Annotated in this window: 12 protein-coding genes; 7 read left to right on the top strand and 5 right to left on the bottom strand. The window is 68.8% G+C overall.

Annotated elements, in window-relative coordinates; translation table 11 throughout:
• Positions 1 to 37: 37 nt before the first annotated feature.
• On the bottom strand, positions 38 to 1,285 hold the full coding sequence (locus tag ACOGI5_RS03625) for a hypothetical protein (RefSeq protein WP_419863110.1): 1,248 nt from the start codon (positions 1,283 to 1,285) through the stop codon (positions 38 to 40).
• Positions 1,286 to 1,563: 278 nt separating this feature from the next.
• On the opposite strand from ACOGI5_RS03625, the gene ACOGI5_RS03620 reads away from it, so the two are divergent.
• On the top strand, positions 1,564 to 3,027 hold the full coding sequence (locus tag ACOGI5_RS03620) for a sigma 54-interacting transcriptional regulator (RefSeq protein ID WP_419863109.1): 1,464 nt from the start codon (positions 1,564 to 1,566) through the stop codon (positions 3,025 to 3,027).
• Between the two features lie 99 nt (positions 3,028 to 3,126).
• Positions 3,127 to 5,160, top strand: coding sequence for a hypothetical protein (locus ACOGI5_RS03615; RefSeq protein ID WP_419863108.1), 2,034 nt, complete (start codon positions 3,127 to 3,129; stop codon positions 5,158 to 5,160).
• Between the two features lie 22 nt (positions 5,161 to 5,182).
• Here the strand turns inward: ACOGI5_RS03615 and ACOGI5_RS03610 are convergent, their stop codons facing one another.
• Positions 5,183 to 5,893, bottom strand: a complete 711-nt coding sequence (locus tag ACOGI5_RS03610) for a TetR/AcrR family transcriptional regulator (RefSeq protein WP_419863107.1) — start codon at positions 5,891 to 5,893, stop codon at positions 5,183 to 5,185.
• Between the two features lie 153 nt (positions 5,894 to 6,046).
• Between ACOGI5_RS03610 and ACOGI5_RS03605 the strand changes: the two genes are divergently transcribed.
• The 4 genes from ACOGI5_RS03605 to ACOGI5_RS03590 all read left to right on the top strand — a co-directional run bounded on the left by ACOGI5_RS03605 (position 6,047) and on the right by ACOGI5_RS03590 (position 11,360).
• Positions 6,047 to 7,171 carry an LLM class flavin-dependent oxidoreductase gene (locus ACOGI5_RS03605; protein WP_419863106.1) on the top strand — a complete coding sequence of 375 codons (1,125 nt, stop codon included), beginning with the start codon at positions 6,047 to 6,049 and terminating at the stop codon, positions 7,169 to 7,171.
• Positions 7,172 to 7,231: 60 nt separating this feature from the next.
• Positions 7,232 to 7,597: an STAS domain-containing protein gene (locus ACOGI5_RS03600; protein WP_419863105.1), complete on the top strand. Its 366-nt coding sequence runs from the start codon at positions 7,232 to 7,234 to the stop codon at positions 7,595 to 7,597.
• Between the two features lie 77 nt (positions 7,598 to 7,674).
• Complete coding sequence (nhaA, locus tag ACOGI5_RS03595) at positions 7,675 to 9,048, top strand: Na+/H+ antiporter NhaA (protein WP_419863104.1); 1,374 nt, start codon at positions 7,675 to 7,677, stop codon at positions 9,046 to 9,048.
• Between the two features lie 194 nt (positions 9,049 to 9,242).
• Positions 9,243 to 11,360, top strand: coding sequence for a sodium-translocating pyrophosphatase (locus tag ACOGI5_RS03590; protein WP_419863103.1), 2,118 nt, complete (start codon positions 9,243 to 9,245; stop codon positions 11,358 to 11,360).
• Positions 11,361 to 11,411: 51 nt separating this feature from the next.
• Here the strand turns inward: ACOGI5_RS03590 and ACOGI5_RS03585 are convergent, their stop codons facing one another.
• Both ACOGI5_RS03585 and ACOGI5_RS03580 read right to left on the bottom strand, forming a co-directional pair.
• Positions 11,412 to 13,478, bottom strand: coding sequence for an ABC transporter permease (locus tag ACOGI5_RS03585; protein ID WP_419863102.1), 2,067 nt, complete (start codon positions 13,476 to 13,478; stop codon positions 11,412 to 11,414).
• 58 nt (positions 13,479 to 13,536) lie between these two features.
• A complete protein-coding gene (locus tag ACOGI5_RS03580; RefSeq protein WP_419863101.1) occupies positions 13,537 to 14,565 on the bottom strand; it encodes a quaternary amine ABC transporter ATP-binding protein in 1,029 nt (342 codons plus the stop codon).
• Positions 14,566 to 14,636: 71 nt separating this feature from the next.
• Between ACOGI5_RS03580 and ACOGI5_RS03575 the strand changes: the two genes are divergently transcribed.
• Positions 14,637 to 15,347, top strand: coding sequence for a TetR/AcrR family transcriptional regulator (locus ACOGI5_RS03575; RefSeq protein ID WP_419863100.1), 711 nt, complete (start codon positions 14,637 to 14,639; stop codon positions 15,345 to 15,347).
• Here ACOGI5_RS03575 and betA read toward each other — a convergent pair.
• A complete protein-coding gene (gene betA / locus ACOGI5_RS03570; protein ID WP_419863099.1) occupies positions 15,242 to 16,981 on the bottom strand; it encodes a choline dehydrogenase in 1,740 nt (579 codons plus the stop codon). The genes ACOGI5_RS03575 and betA overlap by 106 nt on opposite strands.
• Between the last annotated feature and the right edge of the window lie 106 nt (positions 16,982 to 17,087).

Raw genomic sequence — 17,087 nt, 5'->3', positions numbered from 1 at the left:
TCACCCGAAGAGGTCCGGGTTGCGCGGGATCAGATCCTCAGCGCCGGTCTGGAGGCAGCACCGGGCGGGTGGGGTCGGCGCGGTGCATGGCTTGGCGCACGGTGCGGCGCGCCCATGGCGACAACCCGGATCCACGCCGGTGTCCGTCGGCAACCGGCACTGGCTGCCAAGCGGCGACGCTGGGGTGGTGGGCGGCGTGATCAGCCGCGGCCGCGGCAGCTTGCGCGGCCAGTGCGCGCAGGCCGCGCTCGGCGCCGGTGAACACGCTGGCATCCAGCATGACCTGCTGGCACAGCAGCCGGCCGTCGGTGTTCGCTGATTCGTAGAAGCCGGGATGGCTCAGCTCGTGCTCGATGACGCGCAGGGCGTCGAGTCCGTCACGGTGCGGCTCGCCGTTCACTGCCAGCCCGCCGCGGCGCACTGACACGGTCCGGATGCCCGTCGGGAGCCTGACTGCGTGACTTGAGCGTCCGTCGATGGCGACGTCGATGTCGATGCAGTACAGCGCCTGGTCGCCCAGCCCGGCGGGCCACCACAGCGACGGCCGCTCCAGCGCGACCAGCCACTCCAGCTCGTTGCGGCCTCGCGCCAGCACCGGCTCGGACAGGGTCATGCCGTCGTCGAGCGACGCGACTTGACGGGTGGCGTCTCGGGACCAACCGGCGTCGGGGTGATCAGCGGGCAGCACCGTCGTGGTGATCTCGCTGCGATGCGTGCCGGCGCTGTCGACAGTGGCGGCGATGCGCAGCACGGCCCGATCGGGGCTGGCCTCGATGACCAGCGCGCGGACGCGTTGGATGCGCGCGGGCCCGGTCCGCTCAATCTGCGCCTGCGCGTCCTCGCTCTGGGGCACCCGGACGGCCCCGTGCGAGGCCTCGACCGCCGCCAGGTGCTCGGGGCCGGCGCGCAGCAGATGGCTCACCTCGAAGGCGTGTTCTGCGTGGCGCCCGCGCAGGTCACCCAGGTAGGTGCCGTCGAGCCACAGGTGGCCCAGTTCGCACAGCCCGCTCGCAACGAACCACCAGCGCGCATCCCCGACTGCGTTGCCGTCGGGGCTGCCGAGCCCAGCCGCCAGCTCCGCCGGAAGCTCGAATCGCCGCCGGTAGAGCACGGCGCTCTCGTCAGCGAGGCCAGCGTCCAGCCACCACCGGCCGGGAGTCGACGTCGTCTGCCAGCCCGATTCGTCCAGCTCACGATCCGCCACCGTCCGCCACTCGCCGTGCCCGGCGGCCCGCACCAGCCAGCCACCCGCAAGCGCCTGAGCGTCTCCGCTTCCGGCTGTCAAGGTGAAAATCATTGAAAGCTACTGAGAATAATGGACAAGTGTGGTGCGGATGTCACGCAAGACCCCCGCCCAGCGAGCCGAGCGGGGGTCTTCGAGGAGCGGAGCTGTGTGGGCTTCGTTCCATGGGGGCAGCCAGGTGGCCGGGAGGACCTGTAAATCCCATCCCGAGGGGTTCGAGTCCCCTTGCCTCCACCGGTCACGCTACGCGCAGTGAACAGGCGGGTGCAACCAACCTGCGCCAACGCCGTCTGAAGCCACCAGCCACTAGGTTGCCCGCCATGACGCAACCCACCACGCTCGGCGAACTGCGCAAGATCGGCTGGGTCTCCCGGCCGGTCAAAGAGGAGATGCGTGCGAATGCCGCCAAGGCCATCGCCGCGTCCGAGCCGCTGTTCGAGGGTGTGCTGGGCTACGAGAACACGGTGCTGCCCCAGCTCGAGAATGCCATGCTGGCTGGCCACGACGTGGTGTTCCTGGGAGAGCGGGGACAGGCCAAGACCCGCATGATCCGCTCGCTGGTGAACCTGCTGGACGAGTGGATGCCCTACATCGAGGGCTCGGAGATCTTCGACGACCCGTACCACCCGGTGTCCCGCCACGCCCTCGATCTCATCGCCGAGCACGGCGACGACACCCCCATCGCGTGGGCGCACCGGGACGTCCGCTACGGCGAGAAGCTGGCCACGCCCGACACGTCGATCGCTGACCTCATCGGCGAGGTGGATCCCATCAAGGTGGCCGAGGGCCGGTACCTGTCCGACGAGCTGACGCTGCACTACGGGCTGGTGCCGCGCACCAACCGCGGCATCTTCGCCATCAACGAGCTGCCCGACCTGGCCGAGCGCATCCAGGTGGGCCTGCTGAACGTGCTCGAGGAGCGCGACGTCCAGATTCGCGGCTACAAGATCCGCCTGCCGCTCGACGTGCTGCTGGTGGCCACGGCCAACCCAGAGGACTACACCAACCGGGGCCGCATCATCACCCCGCTGAAGGACCGCTTCGGCGCGCAGATCCGCACCCACTACCCGCTCGACGTCGACACCGAGATGGACATCGCGTCGGCGGAGGCCCGCCCGCTCGACCTCCAGGGGATCGATGTGGGGACGGGCGAAGGCGTGCCAGGGGGTGTCATCGTGACGCTGCCCGACTTCATGGCCGAGATCGTGGCCACCTTCAGTCATGTGGCCCGTGCCAGCAGCCAGGTCAACCAGCGCTCGGGCGTGTCGGTGCGCATGACCGTCACCAACACCGAGACGCTCGCGGCCAACGCCACCCGCCGGGCGCTGCAACGCGGCGAGCGGCACGTGGTGCCCAGGGTCAGCGACCTCGAGTCGCTCATGAGCTCCACCGCCGGCAAGATCGAGATCGAGTCGATGGAAGAGGGCCGCGACGGCAAGATCGTGGAGACCATGCTCAAGGCGGCCGTGCTCGAGGTGTTCAAGAACCGCTTCTCGCCCGACGAGCTGAGCGACGTGGTGGCCAGCTTCGGCGAGGGCAAGGTGGTGCACACCGGCGACGACCTCGGCTCGGAGGCCTACATGGAGCTGCTTGCCGGCAACCAGGCGCTGGCGGTTGCCGCCGAGTCGCTGGTGGCGGCCTCAGCCGACCGGCAGTCGGACGAGGGGGCAGCGCCCGCGGTGCTGGCATCTGCCATCGAGCTGGTGCTCGAGGGCCTGCACCTGTCGAAGCGGCTCAACAAGGAGCATGTGGGTGCCCGAGCCACCTACCGCTCACGCGGCTAGGCCCGGCTGCACCCACTGCCGTGACAGAGTGATGTTCATGCGGGGCCACGTTCGAATCCCGAGGCACTCGCAGCAGGCGCGCCGGACGGAGCCAACACAGTGATCCGCTGGCGTCGGGCTCGCCGCGAGGGCGCCCGGTTCCGCTACTCCGCGTGGGACGGCACCCAGACCGGCTTTGACTTCGACGCGGAGAGCCTCTTCGCGGAGATGACCGACGACCTGCTGTATCACGGCGATCTCAATGCCGCCCTGCGCCGGCTCATGCAGCAGGGCTTCACCGACGCCGAGGGCAACCGGCTCGAAGGCCTGCGCGAGATGATCGAGCGGCTGCGCGACCGGCGCAAGGAGATGCTCGAGCAGTTCGACCTCGGCGGCGTGTACGACGACATCGCCCGGGAGCTCGACGAGATCACCGATACCGAACGCGAGGCGCTGGAGGAGTTCGCGCAGGACGCGGCCGACAGCGGCGACGAACGCCGCGAAGAGATCGCCCAGTCCAGCGCCGCCGAGCGCAACCTGCAGCTCGACATGCTGCCCCCCGACCTGGCCGGGAAGATGCGCGGCCTGCAGAGCTACGACTTCGAGTCGCCCGAGGCCCGTGAGCAGTTCAACGAGCTGGTGGAGCGGCTGCGCCAGGAAGTCGCCCAGAGCTACTTCGACCAGATGACCGGGGCGATGGGCAACATGAGCCCCGAGGACCTGGCCCGCACCAAGGACATGATGGCCGAGCTCAACCAGATGCTCGAGCAGCGTGCCCGCGGCGAGGAGCCCGACTTCGAGGGATTCATGGAGCGCTACGGCGACTTCTTCCCCGAGAACCCCCAGAGCCTGGACGAGCTGCTCGAGATCATGGCCAAGCGCATGGCGGCCATGGCTTCGATGATGAACTCGATGACGCCCGCGCAGCGCCAGCAGCTCGCCGACTTGGCGGCGCAGCTCATGGACGACATGGACCTGCAGTGGCAGGCCCAGCAGCTCGCGCAGAATCTGCAGCAGGCGTTCCCCGACATGGGCTGGGACCGCAACTACCAGTTCGGCGGCGACGATCCGCTGTCGATTTCCCAGGCGGCCGACGTGCTGAGCCAGCTCGGCGACCTCGACGCGCTGGCCGAGATGCTGCAGGGCGCCGTCAGCCCGTCGGCCCTGGCCGAGGTGGATCCCGAGCGGGTCCGCGAGCTGCTCGGCGACCAGTCGGCCGAGGCCCTCGAACGGCTCAGCGAGATGGCGCGCATGCTCGAGGAATCAGGCCTCGCGCAGCACACCGAGGGGCGCCTGGAGCTGACGCCGCGGGCGCTGCGCCGCATCGGCCAGAACGCACTCGGCGACCTGTTCAACCGGCTGATGGACGACAAAGTCGGCAGCCACCAGGTACGCAAGACGGGCGTCGGCAACGAGTTCGCGTATGAGACCAAGCCGTACGAGTTCGGCGACACGTTCAACCTGAACATCGAGCGCACGGTGCGCAATGCGGTGACCCGGCAGGGGACCGGCACGCCGGTCAGCCTGACGCCGGACGACTTCGAGATCGAGCGCTCTGAGCTGCTGTCGCGTGCCTCCACGGTGCTGATGCTGGACCTGTCGCTGTCGATGCCGATGCGCGACAACTTCCTGCCCGCCAAGAAGGTCACGATGGCGCTGCACTCGCTGATCTCCACGCAGTTCCCGCGCGACTACCTGGGCATCGTGGGCTTCGCCGAGTCAGCCAACGAGCTGACCGCCGCGCAGCTGCCGGAGGTGTCGTGGGACTTCGCCTACGGCACCAACATGCAGCACGGCTTCATGATCGCCCGGCGCCTGCTGGCCCGCCAGACCGGTTCGAAGCAGATCATCATGATCACCGACGGCGAGCCCACCGCTCACTTGGCCCGTGACGGGCGGCCGTACTTCGCCTACCCGCCGGTGCGCGAGACCATCGAGGCCACGCTGCTGGAAGTGGCCCGCGCCACCCGCGAGGACATCCGCATCAACGTGTTCATGCTCGACCCCAACAGCTACCTGCGGGCGTTCGTGGAGAAGATGACCGAGATGAACGGCGGGCGGGCGTTCTTCACCAGCCCCCACAATCTGGGCGACTACGTGCTCGTCGACTTCCTGGAGCACCGCCGCAAGCTCATCACCGGCGGCCGCCTGTAGCTGCCGGCAGCTGTCGAAGCTGTCAGCCGTCGGCGGGGTGCAGGCCGTCGAGGACCATGTCGGCGAACTGGCGGGCGAGATCTTCGAGTCGCAGCTCGCCGCCGGGGCGGTACCAGCTGGCAAGCGAGTTGAGGCCGGAGATCATGATCCGGGCGAGCACCCTGGCATTGGTGTCGGCTCGCAGTGAACCGTCGGCTTGGCCCTCGGCAAGCAGGCCGACCCAGAGGTTGGTGAACTCGCGCAGCGGCACTGCCAGGCTCTCGCGGGTCTGCGGGGGCGATTCGTTGAAACAGCGGATGTTGGCGACCGTGAAGTTGCTCTCGGCAACGATGCAGTTGACGTAGGCCACGATGGCCTCGGCCAGGCGGTCGGAACCGCGTGCGCCGGGCCCCAGCGCTTCCAGCGCTGCGTCGATCGCAGAGCGGGCGTGGTCGATGCCGACGCTCAGCACTTCTTCGACGATCGCGTCCTTGGAGTCGAAGTGGTAGTAGAGGCTGCCGGCCTGCATCTCGGCAGCACCGGCGATGTCGGTCAGCGTGGTGGCGGCGTAGCCGCGGCACGAGAGCAGGCGCGCGGCAGCATCCAAGATGCGCATTCGGCTGCGCTCGCCCTTGCGGATCCTGCGGCCGTTGCCGTTCCCGTCGCCGCCGTTCTCGTCGGCGCCAGCGGCAACAGTGCTGTCTGCGGTATCCGGCTCGGCCGAGCTGCCAGAGGCTGTCTCGGTGCTGTCCATGCCTCGGAGAAACCTAGTCCTGAACGGGCGTTTATGCAGTGGTCGACGGCCCGCGGGTAGGTGCGGCGGCTCCTGGGCCTCTCCGGAGAACACTCACCTACACTCCGCGGAGAAGCCCGGATCGTGCCGGGGAACGAGGCAGCGGGAGCCAGGGTGAAGTTCAGCTTGTTCATGTACTGCACGATCGGCCGGCGCCACGAGCTGGAAGCCGGTCTCGCGGGGCTCAATAACGACTACTACCAACGGATGCTCGGCGAGATCGCCGACATCGCCCGCTTCGCCGACGACAACGGCTGGTACGGCTTCGGCCACCCCGAGCATCACCTGCAGATCGAGGGCTTCGAGATCTCCAACGACCTCAACCTGATGGCGAGCTGGATCGCCCAGCACACCAGCCGGCTGCGGCCGATCGCCTGCGGCTACGTGTCCACCACCCACAACCCGATGCGTGTCGCCGAGCAGGTGGCCACGCTCGACCACATGACCGGCGGGCGGCTCTGCTTCGGCGTGGTGCGCGGCTACCAGCACCGATGGGTGGACCAGTTCAAGATCCGCCCCGACCTCGCTGCGGTGGGCAAGTGGAATCGCGGCACCGACGAGGACGCCTACAACCGCCGCTTCTTCGAAGAATTCGTCGACGTGGTGCTCACCGCCTTGAAGAACGACACGTTCTCCTACGAGGGCGAGTTCTGGCGCTTCCCCAACGACAACCTCAACCCCCACACCCACACCGTCTATTCCGACTACGGCGCCGGGGTGGACGCCGACATGACGATCCACGAGGTGGGCATCGCCCCGCGCCCGCTGCAGGCGCCGCACCCGCCCCTGTACGGCGGGTTCACCATGTCGATGGACTCGGCGGTCTTCTGGGCGCGCTACGGCGGCACGCCGATCGTGCTCAGCGACAAGATGGACTTCTGCGAGGCGCTGTGGAAGGCGTACCGTGACGAGGCCGCGCTGCACGGCGTCGAAAAACCTCGCGGGCACGAGTGCGGCTGGGGCGGCGTTGCCGTGTGCGCGCCCACCGATGAGGAGGCGTGGGCGCAGTTTGCCGACATGGAGTGGTTCTGGAACCAGTGGGCCATCCAGTTCGGCCAGGGCATGCCGCTGCAGCTCGTCGGCAGCCCCGACACCATCAGCCGCCAGATCGAAGAGGCGCAGACGGTGCTCGGCGTCGAGGAAGCGTTCTTCCTGGTGCCCCAGGGCATCCACTCGGCGGACCAGATCAACGCGTCGCTCGAGCTCATCAGCGACAAGGTGATGCCCCGCTTTGCGTGAGCCTTCGGCTGGTCCCATGCACCCGTCGACACCTCGACGACGAACAGCGGCGTCGCTCTGATGCTGGGCATCGCTGAGCGCACGGTGACGGCCGACGACGGCACCGCCGTCGTGGTGGTGACGCCGCGTGGCGAGCTCGACCTGGCTGCCATCGCGTCGCTGGACAGTGCGCTGCGCTCAGCGCTTGCAACGGCCGGCACCCAGCCGCGGCTCGTGATCGACCTGTCCGATGTGGATGTCCTGCAGCCAGTCACGCTCGGCGTATTGCTCGACGCGCATCGACGCTGCCGGGCCGCGAGCGGCAGTCTGGCGCTCGTGGTGAGCACGCCCGGCGTGGCCGCAACGCTGACCGAGACCGGGGTCGAATCGCTCTTCGAAGTGGCCAGCGGGCTGCCGGCGGCCCTGCGGCGCGTGTCGAATCGCTGAACATCGGCGGACACGCGTGCGTGGAGCGCGGTCCGCGGCAGGACCGCCATATAACGGCCCGTATCCTGTGCGGCCGTATGGCCGGGCCGGAGTACCTGTTCCAGCGGGAGACGTTCGCAGGCGGCGACCGCTGGCTGGCCCGGTTCGTGGCGCGACCGATCCTCAGCTTCGTCCATCGTGAGGTCGCCAGCAGCGTGCTGCTGCTCGTGGCCGCCACCACGGCGCTGATCTGGGCGAACTCGCCCTGGAGCCAGAGCTACTTCGACTTCTGGCATACCCACATCGACCTGACCGTCGGCGGGTACCACGTGCATGGCGACCACGGGCTGACCTTGGAGGCGCTCGTCAACGACGGCCTCATGGCGCTGTTCTTCTTCGTGGTGGGCCTCGAGATCAAGCGCGAGCTGGTGACCGGGTACCTCTCGAGTCTCCGTGCTGCGACGCTGCCGGCGATTGCCGCCATCGGCGGGATGGTCGTGCCGGCGCTGTTCTACGTGGTGTTCAACCCGTCAGGCGAAGCGGCCTCGGGCTGGGGCATCCCGATGGCCACCGACATCGCCTTCGCGGTGGGCGTCGTCGCGCTGCTCGGCACGCGGGTGCCCCCGATCCTCAAGCTGTTCCTGCTGACACTGGCCATCGTGGACGACATCGGGGCCATCGCCGTCATCGCGATCTTCTACACCGGCGATCTGGACTTCCGCTGGCTGGCAGTCGCCGTCGGGCTGACGCTCGTGGTGCGGATGCTGGCGCTGATGAAGGTGTGGGCGCTCGAGGTCTACTGGGTGGTCGGGCTGGTGATCTGGTACGCCACGCTGGAATCGGGCGTGCACGCCACGATCGCCGGCGTGGTGCTCGGCCTGCTGACGCCTGCCAAGCCCCTGCTCGACCGCGTGCAGGCCCAGGACATGGTGGATCATCTCCCCGATGATCCGAGTGTGGAGCAGGTTCACCAGGCGTCGTTCCTCGTGCAGGAATCGGTGCCGGTGACCGAGCGGCTGGAGTCGCTGCTGCACCCGTTCACGGCGTTCCTCATCGTGCCGATCTTCGCCCTGGCCAATGCCGGCATTCCGCTGTCGAGCGAGACGCTGACCGATGCCGCCGGATCGCCCGTGACGTGGGGCGTCATCCTGGGTCTGGTGGTGGGCAAGCCGCTGGGCATCGCGGCGTTCACCTGGGTGGCGACCCGCTTCGGCTTCGACCTGCCCGAGGGGATGAACTGGCCGCAATTCGTGGGCATGGGGTTCGCTGCAGGCATCGGCTTCACCGTGTCGATCTTCATCACCGGCCTGGCGTTCGACAACGACGGCATCAGCGATCTCGCGAAGATCGGCATCCTGGTCGCCTCGGGTGCTGCGGGGGGCGCCGCGCTGGCGCTGCTGTGGTTCTCCGGCAAGCGCGGTGCGCACACCGAAGTCATGCCCGAAGAACACCACGCTCACGACGAGTCCTGAGCGGCCGCGGGGTCCGCGGCTCCGCACTGTGCCTGCCGCTATAGCTCGTTTCGCTCGCGGGCCGCTTGAGCCCAGGGCTCAGCCTCTCAGCATCGTCGCCCGCGGTCCGGCATACTCCCCCGAGCCATCCCGGCGTGACCTGATCCTGATCTCACCTGATCTGACCTGATTTCAATGTGCCCTTGGAGGCTCATGTGACTGCTGTTCCGTATCTGGCCCTGATCGCTTCCGTGCTGGCGCTGCTGCTCGCGTACTACTTCGCCAAGGTGGTGCTGCGGGCCGACCAGGGCACCGACCTGATGCGCGACATCGGCGCAGCCATCCGCGAGGGCGCCATGGCGTTCCTGCGCCGGGAGTACCGGTGGGTGTCGGTGTTCGTGGCGGCGATGTTCGTGCTGCTGCTGATCGTGCCCATCGACGGGCGCCCCGCAGCCAGCTTCGCCTACCTGATGGGCGCGGTGCTGTCGTCGGTGGCGGGCTTCGTCGGCATGCGCATTGCCACTGCGGCGAACACCCGTACCGCCAACGCAGCTCGCCAGGGCGCTGCGAAGGCGCTGCCGCTGGCGTTCAAGGGCGGAGCCGTCATGGGCTTCAGCGTGGCCGGCTTGGCACTGCTGGGCATCTCGTTCAACTACCTGCTGTGGGTGAAGTGGCTGGGCGTCGACCAGGCCTTCCAGGTGGTGGCAGCGTTCGGGCTGGGTGCCAGCTCGATCGCGCTGTTCGCCCGCATCGGCGGCGGCATCTACACCAAGGCAGCCGACGTGGGCGGCGACTTGGTGGGCAAGGTGGAGGCCGGCATCCCAGAGGATGATCCCCGCAACCCGGCCACCATTGCCGACGCGGTGGGCGACAACGTGGGCGATGTGGCCGGCATGGGAGCCGACCTGTTCGAGTCCTACGCCGGGTCGATCGTGGCGCCGGTGGTGCTGGCCTCGCTGCTGGTGCCGGTCTTCCTCGAAGGCGACAGTCTGGCCGGCAGCTTCGGCGATGCCGAAGGGCTGCTCATGTACCCGATCCTGATCGGGGCGCTCGGCATGATCGCCTCGATCGTGGGAGCGCTGTTCGTGCGCGGCCGCGAGGGCCGCAGCCTGTCCGGGCAGCTGCACACCGGTCAGTATGTGGCCATGGCGCTCACGGTGGTGTTCGCCATCGTCGGCACGCTGGTGCTGTTCAGCGGCAGCCCGACGTTCGCCACCGAGGATCGCAGCTACGAGCTCAGCGCACCGATCTTCCTGGCGTTCACCATCATCGTGGGACTGCTCGGCGGCTGGGCCATCGGCTTCACATCCGAGTACTTCACGTCCGAGCACTTCAGGCCGGTGAAGGGCATCGCGCAGCAGTCCGAGACGGGGCCGGCCACGGTCACCATCGAGGGCATCGCGCAGGGCAAGCTCTCCACGCTGCCGGCCGTCGCGCTGGTGGTGGCGATGATCGGCCTGTCGTACCTGTTCGGCGGGATGGCCTTCGGCGACGCCGGCGACAAGATCGGGTTGTATGGCGTGGCGCTGGCGGCCATCGGCATGCTGGCGGTGACCGGCGTGATCGTGGCGGTGGATGCCTACGGGCCCATCGCCGACAACGCCGGCGGCATCGCCGAGATGGCCGAGCTGCCGCCCGAGGTGCGCGGCGTCACCGACAGCCTCGACTCGCTGGGCAACACCACCGCCGCGGTGGCCAAGGGCTTCGCGGTCGGCTCGGCGGCGGTCACGGCGCTGGCGCTGTTCAAGTCGTTCAGCCTGACTGCCGGGGATCTGGTGCTTGACGTCAACGACACGGCAGTCACGATCGGTCTGTTCCTGGGCGCCATGACGCCGTTCATCTTTGCGGCGCTCACCATGTCGTCAGTGGGCCGGGCGGCACAGGCGATGATCGTGGAGGTCCGGCGGCAGTTCGCCGAGATCCCCGGCCTGCGCGAGGGCGAACCGGGCGTGAAGCCTGACAGCCGGCGCTGCGTCGACATCTCCACCCAGGCAGCCCTGCGCGAGATGCTGCTGCCGGGCGGCCTGGCCGTCGTGCTGCCGCTGGTCATCGGCTTCATCGACGTGAACGCGCTCGGCGGTTTCCTGGCCGGCGCGGTGGTGACCGGGTTCCTGATTGCCATCTACATGGCCAACTCAGGCGGCGCCTGGGACAACGCCAAGAAGTACATCGAGGCGGGTGCGCACGGCGGCAAGGGCACTGATGCCCACGCCGCGGCTGTGGTGGGCGACACCATCGGCGACCCGTTCAAGGACACCTCGGGCCCGGCGATGAACATCCTCATCAAGGTGATGACCATCGTCAGCCTGGTCTTCGTCCCCGCCTTCCTCTAGACCGTCCAGTCGCAACGATCGCTGGGCGCGCCGCCCCGCTCGGCTCGGCGCTCAGGCGGCGGGGGGCGGGCGGAGGCGGTCGGCGACGCCGCGGGTGAGTCGATCGAGGATGCCCGCCAGCAGGACGATCGCGATGCCGGCTTCGAAGCCGCGCCCTACGGCATCGCTGCGGCGCAGGGCGTTCACCGTTTCGAGCCCGAGCCCGCCGCCGCCGACCAGACCGGCGATCACCACCATCGCCAGCACCAGCATGATCACTTGGTTGACGGCCACCATCAGCTCGGGCGCAGCAAGGGGCAGCTCGACACGCCGCAGGCGCTGCCAGCGGGTTGCGCCGAAGCTCGTTGCGGCTTCGTGGACCTCAGCGGGAACCCGGCGCAGCCCCAGATCGGTGTAGTGCACCGCGGCCGGCAGCGCGTACACCACCGAGGCGATGATGCCCGGGATGCGACCGACGTGGAACAGGGTGATCACCGGCACCAGCAGCACGAAGCTGGGAATGGTCTGCAAGAAATCGAGCACCGGGTCCATCAGTCGCTGGAAGCGATCGCTGTGGGAGGCCTGGATTCCCAGCGGCACCGCGATCGCCAGCGTGACGGCCACGGCCACCAGCGTCTGGGCCAGCGTGTCCATCGACAGCTCCCACATGCCCAGCCACCCGATCAGGAACAACGCGACGCCGATGCCGAGCCCCAGCGTGACGCCGCGCGCCAGCAGTCCCCCCAGCACGCCGAGCCCGATCATGGCCGGCCACGGGATGCCCGATGACAGCAGCTCCCGCAGCCATCGAGGAAGTGCTGAGCTACTGGCCGTTGCAGACGGCCACGGGATGCCCGATGACAGCAGCTCCCGCAGCGGCGTCACCATATAGACGGTGATGAAGTCGCTGAGCGGTCCGGTGCCGATGCCCGAGCTGCCGATGTCGTAGAGGTTGTCGCGAGCCCAGGCCGTGATGTCGTTGACATACGGCGCGTAGTGCCACTGCAGCCATCCGGGGAATTGGTTGTGGCCCACGATGCCGCCGACCAGCGCCACCACGCCCGTGGCCGCTGCGACCCAGCGGATCAGCCCCGTATCTGCTGCGCGCAGCGCACCGTCACCGTGAGCGTTCGATCCCTGCCCGCGGCCCCGCTCGCCCAGCGTGGCGACGCCTCGCGTGAAGCGGTCCAGGATGATCGCCATGATGACGATGGCGATGCCGGCCTCGGAGGCCTCGCCGACATCGATGTCGCGCATGGCTCGCAGCACATCCTGGCCGAGGCCCCCCGAGCCGATGAATGCGGCGATCACCACCATGCTCATGGCGAGCATCGTGGTCTGGTTGGTGCCGGCCAGGATCGCCGGGCGAGCGGCGGGGATCCGCACCAGACGCAGCGTCTGGCGGTCGGTGGCGCCGAACATCTCCGAGGCCTCCACCATGGCGCCGGGCACGTTGCGCAAGCCGACGTCGGTGAGCCTCACCACCGGGGGCAGGGCGAAGATGACCGTCGCGATCAGCGCCGGCACGCGCCCGATGCCGAACAGCAGCACGAACGGGATGAGATAGACGAAGCCCGGCATGGTCTGCATGGCGTCGAGCGTCGGGCGCAGCACGCCGGCGAACCGGTCGTTGCGCCATGCTGCGATGCCGAGCGGGATGCCCGCCAGCAGCGACAGGAATACCGCCACGCCCATCAGCGCGAGCGTGGCGAAGCCCTGCTGCCACAGGTCGGTCATGCCGATCAGCAGGACGCCGGCGGCGCCGAGCACCCCGGCCAGCCGGCCGCGCACGCGCCACAGCCCGAGACCGCAGAAGACGGGGTACACGTACCACGGGAACCACCGCAGGATCGACTCGAGCTGGCGGATGCCCGCATCGGCGAGATCGGTGAGCGGGTTCAGCAGCACCGTGTAGAGCCAGTGGGACGTCTGGTTGTTGATGAGCCAGCGCCGTGTGCGATCGATCGGGTCGGCCAAGCCGAGGTTCCACGATTCCGGAAAGGCGCCGACAGAAGCGGCGAAGCCGACAATCACGAGCGCGACCGCGGCCGCCGCCAGCCCCACGGCAACCGGCGACCGCCGCCGGGCGGCGGGTGCGCCCGAACCTGCAGGCGACCCAGCCTCGAGGGTCTGGCTCATCGCAGATTGCTCTCGAGAGCTGTGCCTGATGGCGGTACTGGAGCTCCGAAGGTGTGGCTCATCGCAAGTTCTGCTCCAGTACCGCTGCCACGTCGTCCTGGTGGAGCAGGCCGAGGGGATCGCCGCTGGCGTTGCAGACCACGACCGGACGGTGCTCTGACAGCAGGAACGGCAGGGCCGACTCCAGCGTGGCGGTCTCGGTCGTGCGGGGCCAGCTGTCTTCGACAGCGACCTCGCCGACCGGCTGCATCAGCGAGCACGCGGGGAGCACCTTCGCGATCGGCGCATCCTGGGTGAACGCTCGCACGTAATCGTTCGCGGGCTCGGTCAGGATCTCGAGCGGCGTGCCGACCTGGGTGAAGGCGCCGTCGCGCATGATGGCGATCCGGTCCGCCAGCCGCAGTGCTTCCGCGAAGTCGTGGGTGATGAACACGATGGTGCGCTGCAGCTCGATCTGCAGCGCCACCAGCTCGTCTTGCATGTCGCGCCGGATGAGCGGGTCGAGAGCCGAGAACGGCTCGTCGAAGAACAGCACCTCGGGCTCCACGGCGAGGGCACGTGCCAGCCCGACTCGCTGCTGCATGCCGCCGCTGAGCTGCTGGGGGTAGTGGTCGCCCCAGCCCTCGAGTCCCACCGTGGTGAGCACCTCGCGCGCCCGGTCATGGCGGTCGTCACGCGCCACGCCCTGCACTTCGAGCCCGTAGGCCACATTGTCGACGACGCGCCGGTGGGGGAACAGGCCGAAGTGCTGGAAGACCATCGCCATCTTGCTGCGGCGGAGCTCGCGCAGCTCTGTCTCGCCGGCGTCGGCCAGCACGGTGCCGCACACCTCCATCTCGCCGAAGGTCGGCTCGATCAGGCGGGAGATGCAGCGCACCAGCGTGGACTTGCCCGAACCCGACAGGCCCATGACCACGAACGTCTCGCCCGCCTGCACCTCGAAGGTGACATCTTGCACCGCCACCAGGCAGCCCGTCTCGGCCTGCACCTGCTCCCGGTCGGCACCTCCTGAAGCGAGCTCACGGGCCGCGTCGACGCGCTTGCCGAAGATCTTCCACAGACCCTTGACCGAGACGATCGGCTCCATGGCTGCCCCCATTTGCCGCCGCGTTACCGTCTACTTGGACGGGTTTGGCAGGTCGATACGCTGTGCTGACTGTGGCACGAACGCAACCCCGCGATGAGACACCCCCCGGCACGCCGGCGCCGGGATCCAAGACGGAGGCATCCGGATCGCGATCGGGGCCGGTGCAGGAACGAGCGGTGCAGACCCGTGAGCGCATCCTGCAGGCCGCCATCGAAGTCATCCAGACCGACGGCGCCGCCAACCTCACGCTCGACCGGGTGGCGCTGGCCGCCGGTGTCAGCAAGGGCGGGTTCCTGTACCACTTCGGCTCGAAGGATGCGCTCATGGCCGGCCTGCTGGATGAGACGCTGGCCGTGCTCGACGACGAGCTGGATCTTCGCGAGGCCATGTTCCGCGACCACGATCCCGCCGCACGCGGCACCTTCGCGCTCGCCTACCTGGACTACGTCCGCGAGCCCTACAAGGCGGCCGACGACACCTCGGCGTCGATCTTGGCGGCTGCTGCGCTCGACGATGAGCTGCTCGCGAATACCCGTGCGACGTTCGAGCGCTGGCAGGAGCGCCTGGTGCACCACGACGGGCTGGCGGAGACGTCGGGACTGCTGGCGCGCATCGTCGGCGACGGCCTCTGGCTCATTGATCTCTTCGGCCTCGCGCCGCCGACCAAGGCCGAGCGTCACGAGGTACTCGACCTCGTCTCGGCGATGATCGCAGATGACGAAGGCGGCGGGCTCGGCGGCAGCGGCGGCCCCGGTGACGAGGACTCGCAGGACGGCCCGTAAACCGGAACATCCAGCGGCGCGAGCGGCTCGTTGCCGAGCAGCAGGTCGGCAGCCTTCTCGGCGATCATCATGACCGGCGCGTAGATGTTGCCGTTGGTGACGGTGGGCATCACCGAGGCGTCCACGACGCTGAGACCCGACGTCCCCAGCACGTCCATGGTCGACGGGTCGGTCACGGCGCCTGCGTCGGTGCCGAGGCGCGCCGTGCCCGCCGGATGCAGCGCCGTCTCGGCGTCGCGTGCCACCCAGTCCATGATCTCGTCGTCGGACTGGGTGCCGGGGCCGGGCGACAGCTCGCCGTCGTTGTAGGCGGCGAAGGCGGGCTGGTTCATGATGTGCCGCGTAACACGCACGGTCTCGACCCACTCCCGCCGGTCCTGCGCCGTGGACAGGTAGTTGAACCGGATCGCCGGCTTCACCGCAGGGTCGCGGGAGCGGATGCGCACCCAGCCGCGGGCGTCGGAGTACATCGGCCCCACGTGCACCTGGTAGCCGTGCTTGCTGACCGGGGCCGAGCCGTCGTAGCGCACGGCCAGCGGCAGGAAGTGGAACATCAGGTTGGGATAGGTCTCATCGGTGTTGCTGCGCACGAAGCCGCCGGCCTCGAAGTGGTTGGTGGCTCCCGGCCCGCGCCGCGCCAGCCATTGCAGGCCGATCCACGGGTGGCGCCAGCGCCGCAGGTGGGGCTGCATCGACACCGGCAGCTTCGAGGCGTACTGGATATAGACCTCGATGTGGTCCTGGAGGTTCTCGCCGACGCCTTCGAGCGGCGAGACGACATCGATGCCGTGCTGGTCGAGCAGCGCGGGGGAGCCCACGCCGGAAAGCTGCAGTAGTTGCGCCGAGCCGAACGCCCCCGCGCACAGGATCACGTGGCCGCCCCGAGCGACCCGCGTGCGGCCCCGCCGGCCCTTCTGCCGGTACTCGACACCAGTCGCCCGGTTGCCGTCGAAGAGCACCCGGCTGATCAGCGCGCCCGTGCGGAGGTCCAGGTTCCGGCGCTCGAGCACCGGATGCAAGTAGGCCTGCGAGGCAGACAGGCGCCGGCCGCGGTGAATGTTGCGGTCGAAGGCTGCGAAGCCTTCCTGGCGGAAGCCGTTCACGTCGGCGGTCAGCTCGTAGCCGGCTTGCTGCACGGCGTCGAAGAAGGCCTCGAACAGCGGGCTGGTGGCCGGGCCCCGCTCGAGCACCAGCGGGCCGTCGCCGCCGCGCCAGTCGTCGGGGCCCGCCAGGCAGGTCTCCATCCGCTTGAAGTACGGCAGGCAGTGCCGGTAGTCCCACGCCGCCATGCCGGGCCGGCTGGCCCACTTGTCGTAGTCGGCCGGGTTGCCCCGCTGGAAGATCATCCCGTTGATGGAGCTGGAGCCGCCCAGCACCTTGCCGCGGGCGTGGTACACCCGCCGCCCGCCCATGTGCGGCTCCGGCTCGGTCTCGTACTGCCAGTCGTAGAAGCGGTTGCCGATCGGCATGGCCAGCGCGGCCGGCATATGGATGAGCACATCCCACCGGTAGTCGCGGCGGCCGGCTTCGAGCACCAGCACCTTGGTGGCGGGATCGGCGCTGAGCCGGTTGGCGAGCGCGCAGCCGGCCGATCCGCCGCCGACGATGATGAAGTCGTACACGGGTTCGGTCACCGGATCACCTGCGAGGCAGCGCTTGGAGACGTGCGAGAGGAGCCCCGCCGGCGCCGGCCTCAGCAGGCCGACGCCGACGGGTCAGCGCCCTAGGAGGATGTGAGCG

The sequence above is a fragment of the Candidatus Poriferisodalis sp. genome (assembly GCF_965208925.1).
Classification (GTDB): Bacteria; Actinomycetota; Acidimicrobiia; order Acidimicrobiales; family Poriferisodalaceae; genus Poriferisodalis.
The sequence above is the reverse complement of the archived record's forward strand: the minus strand, read 5'-3'. Positions and strand labels throughout refer to the sequence as shown.

Bases quoted from the DNA above. Each gene is read 5' to 3' on its own strand.
- ACOGI5_RS03620 (WP_419863109.1), top strand. From the start codon at position 1,564: ATGACGCAACCCACCACGCTCGGCGAACTGCGCAAGATCGGCTGGGTC.
- ACOGI5_RS03585 (WP_419863102.1), bottom strand. From the start codon at position 13,478: ATGAGCCAGACCCTCGAGGCTGGGTCGCCTGCAGGTTCGGGCGCACCC.
- nhaA (WP_419863104.1), top strand. From the start codon at position 7,675: ATGGCCGGGCCGGAGTACCTGTTCCAGCGGGAGACGTTCGCAGGCGGC.
- ACOGI5_RS03580 (WP_419863101.1), bottom strand. From the start codon at position 14,565: ATGGAGCCGATCGTCTCGGTCAAGGGTCTGTGGAAGATCTTCGGCAAG.
- ACOGI5_RS03600 (WP_419863105.1), top strand. From the start codon at position 7,232: ATGCTGGGCATCGCTGAGCGCACGGTGACGGCCGACGACGGCACCGCC.
- ACOGI5_RS03610 (WP_419863107.1), bottom strand. From the start codon at position 5,893: ATGGACAGCACCGAGACAGCCTCTGGCAGCTCGGCCGAGCCGGATACC.